Source organism: Brevundimonas sp. UBA5936 (genome assembly GCA_002430835.1).
GTDB lineage: Bacteria > Pseudomonadota > Alphaproteobacteria > Caulobacterales > Caulobacteraceae > Brevundimonas.
Genome location: DJDA01000057.1, coordinates 1 through 15859, shown reverse-complemented (window position 1 = coordinate 15859; position 15859 = coordinate 1). Strand labels below are relative to the sequence as shown.

Annotated in this window: 16 protein-coding genes; 10 read left to right on the top strand and 6 right to left on the bottom strand. The window is 67.5% G+C overall.

Going from position 1 to position 15859, the window contains the following annotated elements:
* The coding region (locus tag B2Y21_RS05995; protein WP_292057930.1) for a protoglobin domain-containing protein at window positions 1-423 on the bottom strand (423 nt) is incomplete at its 3' end.
* A 236-nt stretch (window positions 424-659) separates the two neighbouring features.
* Here B2Y21_RS05995 and ahcY point away from each other — a divergent pair.
* Window positions 660-2051, top strand: a complete 1392-nt coding sequence (ahcY, locus tag B2Y21_RS05990; RefSeq protein ID WP_292057929.1) for an adenosylhomocysteinase — start codon at window positions 660-662, stop codon at window positions 2049-2051.
* A 64-nt stretch (window positions 2052-2115) separates the two neighbouring features.
* Here the strand turns inward: ahcY and B2Y21_RS05985 are convergent, their stop codons facing one another.
* Together B2Y21_RS05985 and B2Y21_RS05980 are read right to left on the bottom strand one after the other, a co-directional pair.
* Complete coding sequence (locus B2Y21_RS05985) at window positions 2116-3237, bottom strand: hypothetical protein (protein ID WP_292057928.1); 1122 nt, start codon at window positions 3235-3237, stop codon at window positions 2116-2118.
* 117 nt (window positions 3238-3354) lie between these two features.
* Window positions 3355-5511 carry a TonB-dependent receptor domain-containing protein gene (locus tag B2Y21_RS05980; protein WP_292057927.1) on the bottom strand — a complete coding sequence of 719 codons (2157 nt, stop codon included), beginning with the start codon at window positions 5509-5511 and terminating at the stop codon, window positions 3355-3357.
* 143 nt (window positions 5512-5654) lie between these two features.
* Between B2Y21_RS05980 and B2Y21_RS05975 the strand changes: the two genes are divergently transcribed.
* Together B2Y21_RS05975 and B2Y21_RS05970 are read left to right on the top strand one after the other, a co-directional pair.
* Window positions 5655-5858 (top strand): twin transmembrane helix small protein, encoded by a 204-nt coding sequence (locus B2Y21_RS05975; protein WP_292057925.1) that lies wholly within the window; start codon window positions 5655-5657, stop codon window positions 5856-5858.
* A 34-nt stretch (window positions 5859-5892) separates the two neighbouring features.
* Window positions 5893-6465 (top strand): cob(I)yrinic acid a,c-diamide adenosyltransferase, encoded by a 573-nt coding sequence (locus B2Y21_RS05970; RefSeq protein ID WP_125900395.1) that lies wholly within the window; start codon window positions 5893-5895, stop codon window positions 6463-6465.
* Window positions 6466-6475: 10 nt separating this feature from the next.
* Here B2Y21_RS05970 and B2Y21_RS05965 read toward each other — a convergent pair whose 3' ends face one another.
* Window positions 6476-6817, bottom strand: a complete 342-nt coding sequence (locus tag B2Y21_RS05965) for a hypothetical protein (protein WP_292057921.1) — start codon at window positions 6815-6817, stop codon at window positions 6476-6478.
* Window positions 6818-6942: 125 nt separating this feature from the next.
* Here B2Y21_RS05965 and B2Y21_RS05960 point away from each other — a divergent pair, with 125 nt between their 5' ends.
* The 5 genes from B2Y21_RS05960 (at window position 6943) to B2Y21_RS05940 (ending at window position 12133) form a co-directional block, all read left to right on the top strand.
* Complete coding sequence (locus B2Y21_RS05960; protein WP_292057920.1) at window positions 6943-7707, top strand: electron transfer flavoprotein subunit beta/FixA family protein; 765 nt, start codon at window positions 6943-6945, stop codon at window positions 7705-7707.
* A complete protein-coding gene (locus B2Y21_RS05955; RefSeq protein ID WP_125900398.1) occupies window positions 7707-8636 on the top strand; it encodes an electron transfer flavoprotein subunit alpha/FixB family protein in 930 nt (309 codons plus the stop codon). The genes B2Y21_RS05960 and B2Y21_RS05955 overlap by 1 nt, the downstream gene beginning before the upstream one ends.
* A 267-nt stretch (window positions 8637-8903) precedes the next feature.
* Window positions 8904-9185, top strand: a complete 282-nt coding sequence (locus B2Y21_RS05950; protein ID WP_292057917.1) for a DUF167 domain-containing protein — start codon at window positions 8904-8906, stop codon at window positions 9183-9185.
* 104 nt (window positions 9186-9289) lie between these two features.
* Complete coding sequence (locus B2Y21_RS05945; protein ID WP_292057914.1) at window positions 9290-10786, top strand: amidohydrolase; 1497 nt, start codon at window positions 9290-9292, stop codon at window positions 10784-10786.
* A 3-nt stretch (window positions 10787-10789) separates the two neighbouring features.
* A complete protein-coding gene (locus B2Y21_RS05940) occupies window positions 10790-12133 on the top strand; it encodes an amidohydrolase family protein (protein ID WP_292057910.1) in 1344 nt (447 codons plus the stop codon).
* A 199-nt stretch (window positions 12134-12332) separates the two neighbouring features.
* On the opposite strand, the gene B2Y21_RS05935 is transcribed toward B2Y21_RS05940, so the two are convergent.
* Window positions 12333-13118 (bottom strand): SDR family oxidoreductase, encoded by a 786-nt coding sequence (locus B2Y21_RS05935; protein WP_292057908.1) that lies wholly within the window; start codon window positions 13116-13118, stop codon window positions 12333-12335.
* Window positions 13115-13411 carry a 4a-hydroxytetrahydrobiopterin dehydratase gene (locus B2Y21_RS05930; RefSeq protein ID WP_292057906.1) on the bottom strand — a complete coding sequence of 99 codons (297 nt, stop codon included), beginning with the start codon at window positions 13409-13411 and terminating at the stop codon, window positions 13115-13117. The genes B2Y21_RS05935 and B2Y21_RS05930 overlap by 4 nt, the downstream gene beginning before the upstream one ends.
* A 124-nt stretch (window positions 13412-13535) precedes the next feature.
* On the opposite strand from B2Y21_RS05930, the gene B2Y21_RS05925 reads away from it, so the two are divergent.
* Window positions 13536-14321 (top strand): class I SAM-dependent methyltransferase, encoded by a 786-nt coding sequence (locus B2Y21_RS05925; protein WP_292057904.1) that lies wholly within the window; start codon window positions 13536-13538, stop codon window positions 14319-14321.
* Window positions 14309-15859, top strand: a 1551-nt coding sequence (gene ubiB / locus B2Y21_RS05920; protein ID WP_292057902.1) for a 2-polyprenylphenol 6-hydroxylase, incomplete at its 3' end; no start/stop codon positions are given. The genes B2Y21_RS05925 and ubiB, both read left to right, overlap by 13 nt.

The following is a 15859-nucleotide window of genomic DNA, read 5'->3' as shown; positions in this document are numbered from 1 at the left end:
CACGGCCTCGGCGGTGATGCGGTCGTGTTCGCGGCGATTGGCGAACAGCTTCCTGGGCCGCTCGATGATGGCGCGGGTCAGATGGGCCAGGATGACGCTGTAGCCGCCGATGTACCAGCGCGGCTCCAGGCCGATGCGGGCGTGGACGCGGCCGATGGTGCGCACCGAGGCGGCGTAGTCCTCGTCGGCGCGGCCGTCGATGATGGCGGTCCAGTGACGTTGCTGAGCGGTGCTGGCGGCGGCGACATGGCTTTCGTCGCGGAAGAAGCGGCGGGTCTCGGGTTCGGCGCGCACCTTGTCGTAGAAGGCGGCCAGGGCCAGGGGCGCGTTGCGGCGCAGAAGTGGGGAGATGGCGCTGTAACCGGCGGACGGCCGACCCAGCCCCATGAAATTCATGCGACGGTCGATCTCGTGGGAAGCCATGACGCAAACTCGTTTCAACGGCAGGGCGGGGGGAGAGCCCTAATACCCCTTGTCATCAAGAGGGTATTGGCCGGGTTAAGCCCGGATTGCGTAGATTCCCTTAACCGTCTCGAGACGTCCCCGATTCAGACGAGCCGCCGCTCATATAAAGACATCCTTATGTCTTGATTGCTCCCGTCGCCGCGCCGCGCTATAGCGACGGCGATCCCCCGACAGTGGCCGAAAGATATTTCTGCATGACCGACTACATCGTCCGCGACATCTCCCTGGCCGACTTCGGCAACAAGGAAATCGCCATCGCCGAAACCGAGATGCCGGGCCTGATGGCGCTGCGCGCGGAATACGGCGCGTCCCAGCCGCTGAAGGGCGCCCGCATCGCCGGCAGCCTGCACATGACCATCCAGACGGCGGTGCTGATCCAGACGCTGGAAGCCCTGGGCGCCGAAGTGCGCTGGGCCTCGTGCAACATCTTCTCGACCCAGGACCACGCCGCCGCCGCCATCGCCGCGTCGGGCACGCCGGTCTTCGCCTTCAAGGGCGAGACGTTGGTGGAATACTGGGACTACGCCCACAAGATCTTCGAATGGGCCGACGGCGGCTATCCCAACCTGATCCTGGACGACGGCGGCGACGCCACCCTGCTGTGCGTGCTGGGTCCGAAGGCCGAGAAGGACGCCTCCGTCCTGGACAATCCGCAGAACGAGGAAGAGGAAGCCCTCTTCTCGGTCATGAAGCGCTACCTGAAGGAAAAGCCGGGCTTCTATTCGGCCATCCGCGACGCCATCGGCGGCGTGTCGGAAGAGACGACCACGGGCGTCCACCGCCTGTATCAGATGGCCGAACGCGGCGAACTGCCCTTCCCCGCCATCAACGTCAACGACAGCGTCACCAAGTCGAAGTTCGACAACCTGTACGGCTGCCGTGAATCGCTGGTCGACGCCATCCGTCGCGGCACCGACGTCATGCTGTCGGGCAAGGTGGCGGTGGTCTGCGGCTACGGCGACGTGGGCAAGGGCTCGGCGGCTTCGCTGCGCAACGGCGGCGCCCGCGTGATCGTCACCGAAATCGACCCGATCTGCGCCCTGCAGGCGGCGATGGAAGGCTATGAGGTCCAGACCCTGGAAGACGTCGCCGACAAGGCCGACATCTTCGTCACCACCACGGGCAACAAGGACGTCATCCGCGTCGAGCACATGCGCGCCATGCGCAACAACGCCATCGTCTGCAACATCGGCCACTTCGACAGCGAGATTCAGGTCGCCGGCCTGAAGAACTTCAAGTGGGACAAGATCAAGGATCAGGTCCACCACATCGAGTTCCCGGACGGCAAGAAGATCATCCTGCTGTCGGAAGGCCGTCTGGTGAACCTGGGCAACGCCACGGGCCACCCGTCCTTCGTGATGTCGGCGTCCTTCACCAACCAGACGCTGGCCCAGATCGAGCTGTGGACCAACGCCAAGGCCTATGAGAACCAGGTCTACACCCTGCCCAAGCACCTGGACGAGAAGGTCGCCTTCCTGCACCTGGCCAAGCTGGGCGCCAAGCTGACGACGCTCAGCAAGGACCAGGCCGACTACATCTCGGTGCCGGTCGAGGGCCCGTTCAAGCCGGAACACTACCGCTACTAAGACCTGTCTCAGGTCTGGAAGACAGAACCCCGCGCCGGCGACGGCGCGGGGTTTTTCTTTGTGCCTACGCCGCGTCGCGCGGATCGTACTCGTCGGCTCCGCGTCCCATCAGGCCGGTTTCGAAGTCCATGAAGATGTCGATCAGCTCCTCCACGCCCACCGGCGGCGCCTTGGGACTGAAACGGAAGCGCCAGAAGCTGACGATGTGCTGCACCGCCCCCAGCTGGTCGCCCAGGCGGGTGAACAGGGCGGGCGCCTCCAGAAGAAAGTCGCGGAAGGCCACGGGATTGCCCTCGCGCGTCAGTCCCGCATAGGCGTCGTCGTAGTAGCGCAGGGTGCGGCTGACTTCTTCGCAGGTCTTCATGATGCGGCCGCGCAGCACGGCTCGGCCGCGGGTGATGTAGTCCTTGGCGGCCTGGTCGCTGGGGCCGACCGGCTGGACCGTTCCCACCTCGTCGGCGACGTGCACGATGTCCGCCATCAGGCTGGTCAGCGCCCATTTGTAGTAGAGGAAGCCCTTCCAGCAGAAGACGCCTTCCTGATACTGTTCCGGCTCCAGCTTCAGCGTCAGCCGCAGGGCGTCCAGTCGGTCGCCGGGGGCGTTGGACAGGATCTTAGACGCCATGCGGGCGGTCGACCCGGCTGCCACCACCCCGTCGCCGATGCTGAGCGTTACCAGGGGCTCGATCTCCTTCTGGACGAACTCCTGCATCCGCTCCAGGTCGGCCTCGCTGAGGGCGAAGTAGCAGGGCGCCGCGTCCACGCCGCCGCGTCGCAGCTGTTCGCGCAGCAGGAAGGGGTCCAGCGACGGCAGCTGGTCCATCAAACGCAGGGTCTTCAGGTCCGGGTGATCGGGATCGACGCCGAAGGCCTCGTGCATGGCGCGCTCGAAGCCGATCTGATTGACGAATATGAAGCGGCCGCCGGTCTTCAGGTCGGTGCTGTCGATCGGCACCACGATCTTGGTCGCCACCTGGCGGCGGCCCGGAAAGGCGTCGGTCTCATTGCGCCGCAGCCGGTGCTTGATGATCAGGGCGCGGTTCAGGGCCGGGTTGCGGAACATCGGATGCTCGGCCCAGTCCTCGCTGTCGCCGTGCTCGTCATAGACCTTGAGCAGATTCAGCACGCGCGCAGTCGAGGCGGTGCGGCGCAAGTGTTCGAGATTGCGGATGGCGCGATCAGTCATGGCGGCCACCCTGCCAGCCAAAGGTGACCAACGGCTTAGTTTGGCGCAGGTCAAAAAAACGGGCCGCATCCTTCAAGGAAGCGGCCCGGTGAGTCGGGGAGGAAACTGAAGTGGGGTTTAGAAGGTCGTCGTCACCGACATCCACAGACGACGCGGCTCCTGATTGTTGGCGTATTCCGGCGAATAGGCGACGGGCGTCCCGTAGGGGGCCAGGCGGACGAAGTCCTTGTCGAACAGGTTGTAGATCGCCGCGTTGACCGTCACGCGGTCATTGACCTCGTACGAGCCGCCGATGTGGAACAGCTCATAGGCCTTGAAGTCGCCCAGGGCGTCGCGGGCGGCGCCCTGGCCGCGCCAGCGCTCCGAGCGGTACTCGCCGCGCACCCAGGTCGACAGGCGGTCGGTCGCCTGCCAGCGCAGCTGGGCGTTGACCATGTGCTCGGGCGTGTCGGTCAGGGGCTGGCCGGCCTGCGATCCGGTCTTCTGTTCACTGTCGGTGTAGGTGTAGTTGCCGTGCAGGCTCCAGGCGTCGGCGAAGCGCCAGCGGGCGGCGACTTCCAGGCCCTGCGTCGTGGCCTCGTCGATGTTCACGCTCTGGCCGAATTCCTTGATCGCCGACCAGAAGCCGACATCGGCGCAGCCCGTCTTGGAATAGTCGCCGGCGTCATACTGGGCCTGGGTCAGGCCGAAGGTGCAGTTGGCGATCGGCTGGCCCGAGGCGATCTTGTCCTCGAAGTCGTTGCGGAAGACGGTGGCGTTGGCGCGGAAGGTCGAGCCGTTGTCGAAATAGACGCCGAACTCATAGGCCACGCTGGTTTCCGGGGTCAGGCCGGGGCTGCCGATCAGCGGCAAGGCGCCCTGGCGGCCGAAGCCGTTGATGCCGGGGGTCAGCTGTTCCAGGCGCGGGGTCTTGTAGCCGCCGCTGACGCCGCCCTTCAGGGTCCATTGCTCATTGGCGTTCCAGACCAGATAGGCGCGCGGGCTGACGTGGTCGCCGAAGCTGGAGTGGTCGTCGTAACGAAGGCCGACGGTCAGGGCCAGGTCGTCGCGCAGCCGCCATTCGTCCTCGACGAACAGGGCCCACTGCTCGAAGGTGAAGTTGCCGGCCGCCACGCCGTCGGTCATTTCAGCGTCCATATACTGGCCGCCGACGGTGAAGGTGTGGTTGCGCCACTGGCTGTTCAGCTTGGTGTCGAACAGGGTGGTCGTGGTCTCCAGGGTGCGGTCATCGCCGGCGCCGGGAACGCCGCGCGGGATCAGACGGCCCAGCGTCTCGGTCTTGTTGTGCGACAGGGTCGATTCCAGCGTGCCGAAGCCAAGACGCCAGTTATGGGCCAGCAGGTACTGCTCGCGGTTGAACTCCAGGAAGTCCTTGTAGCCGCCGGCGACTGTGTTGGTGCCCATCTGGCCCTTGGCGTTGTCGTACCACTGGCTGGCGGCGTCGACGTCCAGCCATAGGTCATGGTCGGCGTTCGGCGTCAGGCTGAGGCGGGCGCCCAGGGTCCAGATCTCATAGGCGGTGGCGCTGCGGCCGAAGCCGGTGACGTCGACCTCATCGCCGTTCACGTCGCGGTATTTCAGGTCCGACTGCTCGCGTTCGGACCACGAGCCGCGCAGGGCCAGGCCCAGGCGGTCAGCGATCAGCGGACCCGAGGCGTAGCCGTTGATCCCCCAGAAGTCGCCGAACTCGTCATCGCCTTGCAAGGTGTAGTTGGCCGAGGCGGAGCCGGTCCAGGCGTCGCCGACCTTGCGGGTGATGATGTTGACCACACCGCCCATCGCGTCCGAGCCGTAGAGGGTGGCGACCGGGCCGCGCACGACCTCGACCCGCTCGATGGCCGAGACCGGCGGCAGGAAGCTGTTGGACGTCTCGCCGAAGCCGTTCGGCGTGACGCTGCCCGCCGTGTTCTGGCGACGGCCGTCGATCAGGATCAGGGTGTAGTCCGAACCCATGCCGCGGATGTTGATGGTCTGGCCGCCGGTCTTGCTGACGCCCGAACCCGTGTCGACGCCCTCGATGTTGTTCAGGATCTCGGCGATCGAGGTGGCGCGGATCTCCTCGATCTCTTCGCGCGGCAGGACGCTGATCGAGGCGGGCGCCTGGGTGATCTTCTGCTCGAAGCCCGAGGCCGTGACCACGACGTCGGCCACCTTGTGCGTCTGTTCCATCGTCGCCGCGGCTTCGTCAGCCAGGGCGGGCGCGCCGGCGCCGACGGTCATCAGGGCGGTGGCGGCCAGCAGGGACGAGCGGCGTGACGAGCGGAAGCAGGACATTCGGAGAGGGAGCCTTTAAAAATGAGAACGCCTCTCAACAGCGTTCGCATTCTCAGTGCAATGGGGGTGTGCGAATAGGTCGCAATTGCGCCCCCGTTTCGACACGTCTGGCGCGGGAATGCGGTCGGGCCTAAGAAGCGGGCATGGACTTCATCGACATTCTGATCCTGATCGCCGTGGCCGGCGTCGTCGTCACCCTGGGCTTCGGCCTCTACAACCTGAACAAGGGCGGGGAAGGCGCGAGCGTCCGCTCGAACAAGCTGATGCGGCTGCGCATCATCCTTCAGGCGGTGGCGGTGCTGCTGCTGATGATCGGCATGTGGCTGAAGCGCACGCACGCGGGCTGAGGCGCGCACCAACAGGAACAGGGGAGGGCGCGTCATGGTGACGCTGAACAAGATCTACACCCGCACTGGCGACGCCGGGCAGACTCGCCTGGCCTCGGGCGCGCCGGTGTCCAAGACGGATCAGCGGGTCGAGGCCTATGGCGCGGTGGATGAGCTGAACGCCGTCATCGGCGTGGCTCGTCTGAACAGCGGCCAGAACGACCGCATCGACGCCATGCTGGGCCGCATCCAGAATGAGCTGTTCGACCTCGGCGCCGATCTGGCCACGCCGATGGAGCCGGCGCCCAAATGGGAGGCCCTGCGCATTATCGCCACGCAGGTCGAGCGGCTGGAATCCGAGATCGACTGGATGAATGACTGCCTCAAGCCGCTGGACAGCTTCATCCTATCGGGCGGTTCGCCGTTGTCGGCGCATCTGCACCTGGCGCGGACGGTCTGCCGTCGGGCCGAGCGCGAGGCCGTGCGCCTGGTCGAATCGGGCGAGGTCGTGAACCCGGAGGCGGTGCGTTACCTCAACCGCCTGTCGGACCTGCTGTTCGTCGCCGCTCGCCGCGCCAACGCCAACGGCGCGGGCGATGTCCTGTGGCGGCCCGGCGCGACGCGCTGAGGCGCGGCCCCTACTGCGACTGCAGCGCCTTCACCCGTTCACGCTCGGCCTCTGTGGCGGCGGCGCGGGCGCGTTTCTGGGCGTTGACCTGGTCTTCGAGGACCAGCAACTCCTGATTGGCCTTATTCGAGGCCTCGGCGCGCGTCGTGCCCGCCGGGCGGCCGGTGATGTCAGGGATGTAGATGGGCTGGGCGCAAATGCGCGTCTCCAGATCGTACCAATAGCCCTTGGCCGTGCAACGGTCGCCCGGATCGACCCAGAAACGCTGCAGGATGAACACCCCCGCCAGCGTCACCGCGAACAGGCTGAAGAAGATGAAGCTGAGGCGCCGGATCGTCAGGAAGCGTTTCATGCTCGTCTCAATAGATCAAAAATGCGTCCGCGACACGACCGCAGTTCACGTAGCGTTACGTTGACAGGTCGGTTTCATCGGTCCAATCCCTCGACCGACATTTCGATGACCAAGTGGATAGGCTCATGAAGGTACTCGTCCCGGTGAAACGGGTGATCGACAGCAACGTCAAGGCCCGCGTGAAGGCGGACCAGACCGGCGTCGACCTGGCCAACGTCAAAATGAGCATGAACCCCTTCGACGAGATCGCCGTCGAAGAGGCCGTGCGTCTGAAGGAAGGCAAGGAACACCATGCCGCGGGCACGGCGACGGAAATCGTCGTCGTCTCCATCGGCGTGACCCAGGCGCAGGAAACCATCCGCACGGCCCTGGCCATGGGCGCCGATCGCGGCGTCCTGGTGCAGTCGGACACGGACCTGGAGCCGCTGGCCGTCGCCAAGGTGCTGAAGGCCGTGGTGGACGAAGAGAAGCCGGACCTGGTGCTGCTGGGCAAGCAGTCGATCGACGGCGACAACAACGCCGTGGGTCAGATGCTGGCGGCCCTGCTGGACTGGCCGCAGGCCACCTTCGCCGGCAAGCTGGTCATCGACGGCGGCAAGGCTGTCGTCACCCGTGAAGTCGACGGCGGCCTGCAGACCGTCGCGGCCGAACTGCCCGCCGTGGTGTCGGTCGACCTGCGCCTGAACACGCCGCGCTATGCGTCGCTGCCCAACATCATGAAGGCCAAGAAGAAGGAGATCGCCGTGAAGGCGGTCGCCGACTACGGCGTCGATACGGCGGACCGCCTCAAGGTGCTGAAGGTGACGGAGCCGCCGAAGCGTTCGGCGGGCGTCAAGGTCGCCGATGCGGCCGAACTGGTTTCCAAGCTCAAAGACGCAGGGGTTCTGTAATGGCCGTTCTCGTCATCGCCGACCACGACGGCTCGGTCGTTCGCGACACCACCCACAAGACCGTGACGGCCGCCCTGGCCCTGTCGTCGGACGTGGACGTTCTGGTCCTGGGCAAGGGCGCTCAGGCCGTGGCTGACGCCGCCGCCAAGATCGCGGGCGTGCGCAAGGTGCTGCTGGCCGAAGGCGACGCCGTTGCTCACGGTCTGGCCGAGGCTGTCGAGGCCACCGTCCTGCCGCTGGCCGGGAACTACGACGCCATCCTGACCCCGGCCAACACCGACGGTAAGAACTTCGCGCCGCGCATCGCCGCCAAGCTGGACACGGCGCCGATCTCGGACATCGTCGAAGTCGTCTCGGCCGACACCTTCGTGCGCCCGATCTATGCGGGCAATGCGCTGGAGACGGTCCAGTCGGCCGACGCCAAGAAGGTCATCACCGTGCGCCCGACGGCCTTCGCCGCCGCCGCTGAAGGCGGATCGGCTTCGGTCGAGAGCGTCGCCGCCGGCGAAGCGCCCAAGACCGCCTTCGTCTCGGAAGAAATGGTCAAGTCGGACCGCCCCGAACTGGGCGCCGCCAAGATCGTCGTCTCGGGCGGCCGCGCCCTGGGCTCGGCTGAAGAGTTCCACGCCGTCATGGACCCCCTGGCCGACAAGCTGGGCGCCGCCGTCGGCGCCTCGCGCGCGGCGGTCGACGCGGGCTACGCGCCCAACGACTATCAGGTCGGTCAGACCGGCAAAGTCGTGGCTCCGGCCCTCTACATCGCCATCGGCATCTCGGGCGCCATCCAGCACCTGGCCGGGATGAAGGACTCCAAGGTGATCGTCGCGATCAACAAGGACGCCGACGCCCCGATCTTCCAGATCGCCGACTACGGCCTGGTCGCCGACTACAAGACCGCCGTGCCGGAACTGATGGCCGCCCTGGGCTGATCGGTTTCACACGCTGAGTTGGAAGCGCGCCGGGCGAGGGGTCGTCCGGCGCGTTTTCTTTTTGGCGCGCCTTATCTTTCGTCATCCTCCGGCGAGCGGAGCGAGACCGGGGGACCCAGCGGCGCCAAAGGCGATCTTTACTGAAGGCGCGGCGCGTGGAGTTTCGCCCTCCGGGCGCCGCTGGGTTCCCCGGTCTACGCCGCTGCGCGGCTTGCCGGAGAATGACGAAAATTTGGACCTTTCCTCTCCTTGGGCCAAACACGTCCCATGAACGCCCGCATTCCCGTCAAGCTGACCCCGCGCGCCGCCACCGACCGCATCGACGGCTGGGACGTCGATCCGGACGGCCGTCCGGTGCTGAAGGTCCGCGTCCGCGCCCAGCCGGTGGAGGGCGAGGCCAACGCCGCCCTGACCGCCTTTCTGGCGAAGACCCTGGGCGTGCCCAAGCGCGACGTGACCCTGGCGCGCGGCGGGCAGTCGCGGCTGAAAATGATCGAGGTCGAGGGCCTGGACGACGCCGAGGTCCGCGCCCGCCTATCCAGCGCCTGACTTTGCCGCGAGCGGCGGCTTTTAAAGCTTTACCCTGACGGAAACTGGCGATTGTATACGCGCCGTTGTCTGCCCGCAGTTCGCGGGCGCGAGGGGGCTCGCCCATGTTGTTCAGTCGCCTGCGGGGTCCAAGCCTCGCCGTTCTCACCTGCACGCTCGGCGCGCTCAGCCTGTCGGCCTGCGCCACGACCGGCGACGCCGCGCCCAAGACCGAGACGGCTTCCGCCGCGTCGTCCTCGAAGGACCGCACGATGGCGCCGGGTCTGGACGGCTGGGCCAATACGGACCCCTATCCCTCGACCTATCGCGGCCTGCCGCGCCAGAACATGGCCATCGTCGGCGCCACGGTGCTGACCGGCGCGGGCCAGAAGATCGAGGGCGGCGTCGTCGTCGTCACCGACGGCCGCATCGCCGCCGTCGGCGGGGCGGACACGCCGGTCCCGGCGGGCCATCAGGTGGTCGATGCGCGCGGCCGTTTCGTCACGCCGGGCATCATCGACATCCACAGCCACCTGGGCGTCTATCCTTCGCCGGGCGTCATGGGCATGAGCGACGGCAACGAAGCCACCAACCCCAACACCGCCCAGGTCTGGTCCGAGCACTCGATCTGGCCGCAGGATCCCGGCTTCAACACCGCCCGCGCGGGCGGGGTGACGACGATGCAGATCCTGCCCGGCTCGGCCAATCTGTTCGGCGGTCGCGGCGTGACCCTGCGCAATGTGCCGTCGGTGACGATGCAGGGCATGAAGTTCCCCAACGCTCCCTATGGCCTGAAGATGGCCTGCGGCGAGAACCCGTCGCGGGTCTATGGTTCGCGCAACCAATCGCCGGCCACCGGCATGGGCAATGTCGCGGGCTATCGCGCCGGCTTCATCGCCGCGCGCGACTACAAGGCCAAGTGGGACAAGTGGCGCGAGACGGGCGAGGGCACGCCTCCGACCCGCAATCTGCAGCTTGAGACCCTGGCGGGCGTGCTGGACGGGTCGATCTTGATCCAGAACCACTGCTACCGCGCCGACGAGATGGCGGTGATGCTCGATGTGGCCAAGGAGTTCGGCTACAAGATCACTACCTTCCACCATGCGGTCGAGGCCTACAAGATCGCGCCGCTGCTGGCGCGTGAAGGCGTCTGCGCCGCCATGTGGACCGGCTGGTGGGGCTTCAAGATGGAGGCCCTGGACGGCATCGAGGAGAACGCCGCCCTGACCGACGCGCCCGAGGGCTCGTGCGCCGTCATCCACTCGGACGACGCCGAACTGATCCAGCGTCTGAACCAGGAAGCCGCCGCCGCCCTGTCGGCCGGCCGCCGCGCCGGGATGAACATTTCCGAAGAGCACGCCATCGGCTGGATCACGCTGAATGCGGCCAAGTCCATCGGCATCGACAAGGAAACCGGTTCGCTGGAGAACGGCAAGCGCGCCGACGTGGTGATCTGGAGCGCCGATCCCTTCTCGATCTACGCCCGCGCCGATCAGGTCTTCATCGACGGCGGCCTGGCCTTCGATCGCCAGAACCCCGCCTTCCAGCCCGTGTCCGATTTCGAACTGGGCCAGCCCGGCTTCGGCCAGGCCGCCGCCGGCGTCGCCCAGGGAGCTCGCTGAACCATGCGTATCCAAACTCTCCTCGCGGGCGCTGTCGCGGCGCTCGCTCTCGCTGGGCCCGCTTTGGCCCAGGATGTCGCCATCACCGGCGGCCAGGTGCTGACCGGAACCTCGGTGATCGAGAACGGCACCGTCGTCATCCGCAACGGCAAGATCGTCTCGGTCGGAACCGGCGCGGCGCCGGCCGGTCTGCGGGTCATCGACGCGCGCGGCAAGATCGTCACCCCCGGCTTCGTCGCCGTGGATTCCGGCCTGGCCGGGACCGAGGTCGGCTCGGTGCGGGGCTCCAACGATCTGTCGAACAACGCCAACACCCTGACGGCGGCCTTCGACCTGTCCTACGGCCTGGACCCCTGGTCCTTCACCCTGCCGACGGCCCGTCTGGGCGGCGTCACCCGAGCGGTGGTCACGCCCCAGCACGCGGGCTCGGGGGGCGGTCACAGCCATGACGACAGCGACTTCGCCGGAGCCGGTCACGGCGGCTATCAGTCGCCGGGCCTGTTCGCCGGTCAGGCGGCGGTCATCAAGCTGGGCGGCGCCGACATCCTGGTGAAGCCGCGCGTGGCCATGGTCGCCCCGTTCGGCGAGGCCGGGAAGGGCGTGGCGGGCGGCGCGCGCGGCGCCGAGTTCGTCCTGTTCAAGGAGACCATGGCCGAGACGCGCCTCTATGCGCGCAACAAGGCGGCCTATGACCGGGCGGCGCTGCGCGACCTGTCCCTGTCGCGCGCCGACCTGGAGGCTCTGATCCCGGTAGCCAATGGTTCGATGCCGCTGATCGTCACCGTCAACCGCGCCTCGGACATTCAGCAGGTGCTGCGGCTGGCGCGCGAGGAGGGGATCAAGATCATCCTCGACGGCGCCGCCGAAGGTTGGCTGGTGGCCGATGAGATCGCGGCCGCCAATGTGCCGGTCCTGCTGCACCCGATCACCAACCTGCCCTCGAACTTCGAGATGCGGGCGGCGCGGATGCAGAATGCGGCGGCGCTGAACGCGGCCGGCGTGGTCATCGCCATCAAGGGCAATGAGGGCTCGGCCCACCGCGCCCGCGACATCCGCTACAACGCCGGCAACGCCGTCTCGCACGGCCTGCCGTTCGCGGCGGCCATCCAGGCGATCACGGTCAACCCGGCCCGCATCTTCGGCTTTGACGGCCAGTTCGGCGAACTGAAGGCCGGGGCGGCGGGCGACGTCGTGGTTTGGTCCGGCGATCCGCTGGAGCCGCTGAGCCAGCCCTCGGCCGTGCTGATCGACGGGGTGGATCAGCCGCTGCAGGCGCGCAACCTGCTGCTGCGCGACCGCTATCGCACCGGCGGCGAAGGGGCCATGCCGGTCGCCTACGGCAACTAGGGCTTTACGGCCTGAAGACGGAAGGGCGCTGCGGGAGACCGCAGCGCCCTTTTTCGTTGCTCCCGACTTCCGCTCATCCCGGCGGACGCCGGGACCCAGTTCTTTGGCCCCAGGCTGGACATTGGAGACCGCTGTGCGCGCAGTTCTCACTGGATCCCGGCGTCCGCCGGGATGAGCGGAGTATATAAGCTCGCGCGCCCTACTGCGCCGTCAGCCCGCCGTCGATCTTGAACTCGGCGCCGGTCACGAACTTGGACTCGTCTGAGGCCAGGTAAAGCACGCAATAGGCCACGTCGTCCGGCTCGCCGATGCGCTTCAGCGGGATGCCGCGCGCCAGCTTTTCGTGCGCACTCGCCTCGTCCCCGCCCGCCATGGCGACGAAGGGATCGAGGATCGGCGTCTTGATGAAGACCGGATGCACCGAGTTGGCGCGTACGTTCCAGCCCGCCCTGGCCGCCTCCAGCGCCACCGTCTTGGTGTAGAGCCAGACCGCCGCCTTGGTGGCGTTATAGGCGCCCATGCCCGGCGCGGCCGCCAGCCCCGCGATCGAAGAGATGTTGACGATCGACCCCGCGCCCGAGGCCCGCAGCGACGCCATGGCGTGCTTGCAGCCCAGCATGACGGATTCCAGGTTGATCGCCTGAACCTTGCGCCAGTTCTCCAGCGTGTCCTGCTCGGCCCACAAAAGCTGGCCGCCGATCCCGGCGTTGTTCACCAGGATGCTGAGGCCGCCCATGTCCTCGACCGCCGCGCCGACGACGCGGACCCAGTCGTCCTCGCGCGTGACGTCGTGCTCATAGGCGAAGGCCATGCCGGGGTGGTCGGCGTTGATCGTTTCGGCCAGGGCGCGCGCGCCGTTCAGATCCAGATCGCTGAGCGCCACCTTGGCCCCTTCGCGGACCAGCATCCGGGCCATCGCCTGGCCCAGACCCCCGGCGGCGCCGGTGATCAGGGCCGCCTTGCCTGCGACGCGCCCGCCGGTCATTCGACCAGACCCTTGACCGCCGCGTCGATGAAGCGGGCCATCGCCACGTCGCGCTCGGTCACTCCGTCGGCGTCATGGGTGGTCAGCAGCACCTCGACGCGGTTGTAGACGTTCGACCACTCCGGATGATGATCGACCTTGTCGGCCAAGAGGGCGACGCGGGTCATGAAGCCGAAGGCGGCGTTGAAATCGGCGAAGCGCAGGGTGCGCGCGATGGCCGGGCGCGGATCGTCGGCGCGGCGCCAGTCGGGCAGGCCCGCCAGAACTTTGGTCACGTCGAGGGCGGCGGTCATGGGCGTCTCCTTGGATTTTGTTCAGGCGTATCGCGGCCCCCGAGGCGCGACAAGCCGCCAGCCTGCGTCAGATGCGACGCTTCCCCGGATGACGGCGGCGACGGGAGGCGTTACACCCCCATCCATGACCCAGGCCGATCCCTCCTCCGACGCTTCCGGCAAGACCTCCTCCTTCGGCTTCCGCGACGTGGACGCCAAGGAAAAGGTGCAGATGGTGCGCGGCGTGTTCAACTCCGTCGCCTCCAACTACGACCTGATGAACGACCTGATGAGCGCGGGCGTCCACCGCATCTGGAAGGATGCGACGGCGGCCAAGCTGAACGTCCGGCCGGGCGAGGTGGTGCTGGACATGGCCGGGGGCACCGGCGACATGGCGCGCCGCTATTCCAAGATGGCCCGCGCGGCGCAGGAACGGCGCGGCGGCGAGGACGCCACGGTCATCGTCATGGACTACAACGCCGAGATGATCCTGAACGGCGTGGCCAAGGGCGGCGAGCCCGAGATGGCCTGGGGCGTCGGCGACGCCATGCACCTGCCGCTGCCGGAGGCCTCGATCGACGCCTATTCGATCAGCTTCGGCATTCGCAACGTGGCCGACATTCCGCAGGCCCTGCGTGAGGCACGTCGCGCGCTGAAGCCCGGCGGCCGCTTCATCTGCCTGGAGTTCTCGCGGCCGACGACGGGCGCGCTGAGGAAGGCCTATGACGCCTGGTCCTTCCACGCCATCCCGCGCATCGGCCAGCTGGTCGCCAAGGACCGCGACAGCTACCAGTATCTGGTCGAGAGCATCCGCCGCTTCCCCGACCAGCAGACCTTCAAGCGGATGATCGAGGAGGCGGGCTTCAGCCGCGTCAGCGTCACCAATCTGTCGGGCGGGATCGCCGCCATCCACCACGGGTGGGCGATCTGAGCCGGCTGACCTTCAACGCCCCGCCGCCGACGCCGCAGGCCCAGCCGGTCCGCCATCCGGTGGGCGCGGCCCTGCGCATGATCCGCTGGGGCTGGGTTCTGGCGCGTCACGACGCCCTGATCCCGCGCGAGGCCAACCCCCTGCTGCCCGCCTGGGGCCGCCCGTTCGCACGCCTGATCCAGCTGTTCGCCAGCCGCAGGCATCGCGCCGGGCGACCCGGCCAGCGTGTCGGCGAAGCGTTCGAGCATCTCGGCCCGGTCGCCATCAAGCTGGGGCAGGTGCTGGCCACCCGCGCCGACATCTTCGGCCTGCAGTTCGCCCAGGATCTGGGGCGTCTGAAGGACAAGCTGCCGCCCTTCCCGCTGGAAGAGGCTAAGCGCGAGATTGAACGCTCGCTGGGCCGTCCGGCTGAGAGCCTGTTCATCGATCTGACCGAACCGATGGGCGCCGCCTCTCTGGCTCAGGCGCATCCCGCCTGGCTGGCCGATGGGCGCAAGGTGGCGGTCAAGGTGCTGCGCCCTGGCGTCGAGCGCCGCGTGGCCCAGGGGCTGGACGCCATGCGTCTGGGCGCCAAGCTGGTCGACCGCTTCGTCGAGCCCGCCCGTCGGCTGGAGCCGCGCGCCTTCGTCGAGATCATCGCCCAGTCGCTGCAGTTGGAGCTGGACATGCGGCTGGAGGCGGCGGCGGCCTCCGAACTGGCCGAGGTCATGGCCAAGGACGGCTATATGTCCGCCCCCGCCGTCGTCTGGGACGGGGTGGGCAAGCGGGTGCTGACGCTGGAATGGGCGCCGGGCCTGCCGATGACGGACCCGGCGCTGGTCGACCTGCCCGGTCTCGACAAGGACGCCCTGGCCGACAAGGTGGTGCGCGCCTTCCTGGTTCAGGCGCTGGACCACGGCGTCTTCCACGCCGACCTGCACGAAGGCAATTTGTTCGCCGACGCCCCCGCGCAACTGACGGCCATCGACTTCGGCATCGTCGGGCGGCTGGGCCCGGCCGAGCGCCGCTACCTGGCCGAGATCCTGTGGGGCTTCATCAGCCGCGACTACGACCGCATCAGCCGGGTCCATTTCGAGGCTGGATACGTGCCGCCGCACCATTCGGTCGACACCTTCGCCCAGGCCCTGCGCGCGGTCGGCGAGCCGGTGATCGGCCGCCAGGCCAGCCAGGTGTCGATGGGCCGCCTGCTGGGCCAGCTGTTCGAGATCACCGCCCTGTTCGACATGCATATGCGCCCTGAACTGGTTCTGCTGCAGAAGACCATGGTCTCGGTCGAGGGGGTGGCGCGCCGCCTGAACCCCGATCACGATCTGTGGGAAGCCGCCAAGCCGGTGGTCGAGCGCTGGATCAAGCGCGAACTGGGTCCGCAGGCTCAGATCAAGGAAACGGTCGAGGAGGCGCTGGTCACGCTGAAGGCCCTGTCGCGTCTGGTGCAGAACCCGCCGCCGTCTCAGACGTTGGTGATCGAGAAGGCCGGAACGCGGCCCTGGGTGGTCGCCGCCGTCACTGTCGCAGTCTGCGCGTCGGCGGCCGCCTTG

What these genes read in the sequence shown, in the direction of transcription:
- ahcY (WP_292057929.1), top strand. Translation starts at nt 660, where the DNA reads ATGACCGACTACATCGTCCGCGACATCTCCCTGGCCGACTTCGGCAAC.
- B2Y21_RS05985 (WP_292057928.1), bottom strand. Translation starts at nt 3,237, where the DNA reads ATGACTGATCGCGCCATCCGCAATCTCGAACACTTGCGCCGCACCGCC.
- B2Y21_RS05980 (WP_292057927.1), bottom strand. Translation starts at nt 5,511, where the DNA reads ATGTCCTGCTTCCGCTCGTCACGCCGCTCGTCCCTGCTGGCCGCCACC.
- B2Y21_RS05975 (WP_292057925.1), top strand. Translation starts at nt 5,655, where the DNA reads ATGGACTTCATCGACATTCTGATCCTGATCGCCGTGGCCGGCGTCGTC.
- B2Y21_RS05970 (WP_125900395.1), top strand. Translation starts at nt 5,893, where the DNA reads ATGGTGACGCTGAACAAGATCTACACCCGCACTGGCGACGCCGGGCAG.
- B2Y21_RS05965 (WP_292057921.1), bottom strand. Translation starts at nt 6,817, where the DNA reads ATGAAACGCTTCCTGACGATCCGGCGCCTCAGCTTCATCTTCTTCAGC.
- B2Y21_RS05960 (WP_292057920.1), top strand. Translation starts at nt 6,943, where the DNA reads ATGAAGGTACTCGTCCCGGTGAAACGGGTGATCGACAGCAACGTCAAG.
- B2Y21_RS05955 (WP_125900398.1), top strand. Translation starts at nt 7,707, where the DNA reads ATGGCCGTTCTCGTCATCGCCGACCACGACGGCTCGGTCGTTCGCGAC.
- B2Y21_RS05950 (WP_292057917.1), top strand. Translation starts at nt 8,904, where the DNA reads ATGAACGCCCGCATTCCCGTCAAGCTGACCCCGCGCGCCGCCACCGAC.
- B2Y21_RS05945 (WP_292057914.1), top strand. Translation starts at nt 9,290, where the DNA reads ATGTTGTTCAGTCGCCTGCGGGGTCCAAGCCTCGCCGTTCTCACCTGC.
- B2Y21_RS05940 (WP_292057910.1), top strand. Translation starts at nt 10,790, where the DNA reads ATGCGTATCCAAACTCTCCTCGCGGGCGCTGTCGCGGCGCTCGCTCTC.
- B2Y21_RS05935 (WP_292057908.1), bottom strand. Translation starts at nt 13,118, where the DNA reads ATGACCGGCGGGCGCGTCGCAGGCAAGGCGGCCCTGATCACCGGCGCC.
- B2Y21_RS05930 (WP_292057906.1), bottom strand. Translation starts at nt 13,411, where the DNA reads ATGACCGCCGCCCTCGACGTGACCAAAGTTCTGGCGGGCCTGCCCGAC.
- B2Y21_RS05925 (WP_292057904.1), top strand. Translation starts at nt 13,536, where the DNA reads ATGACCCAGGCCGATCCCTCCTCCGACGCTTCCGGCAAGACCTCCTCC.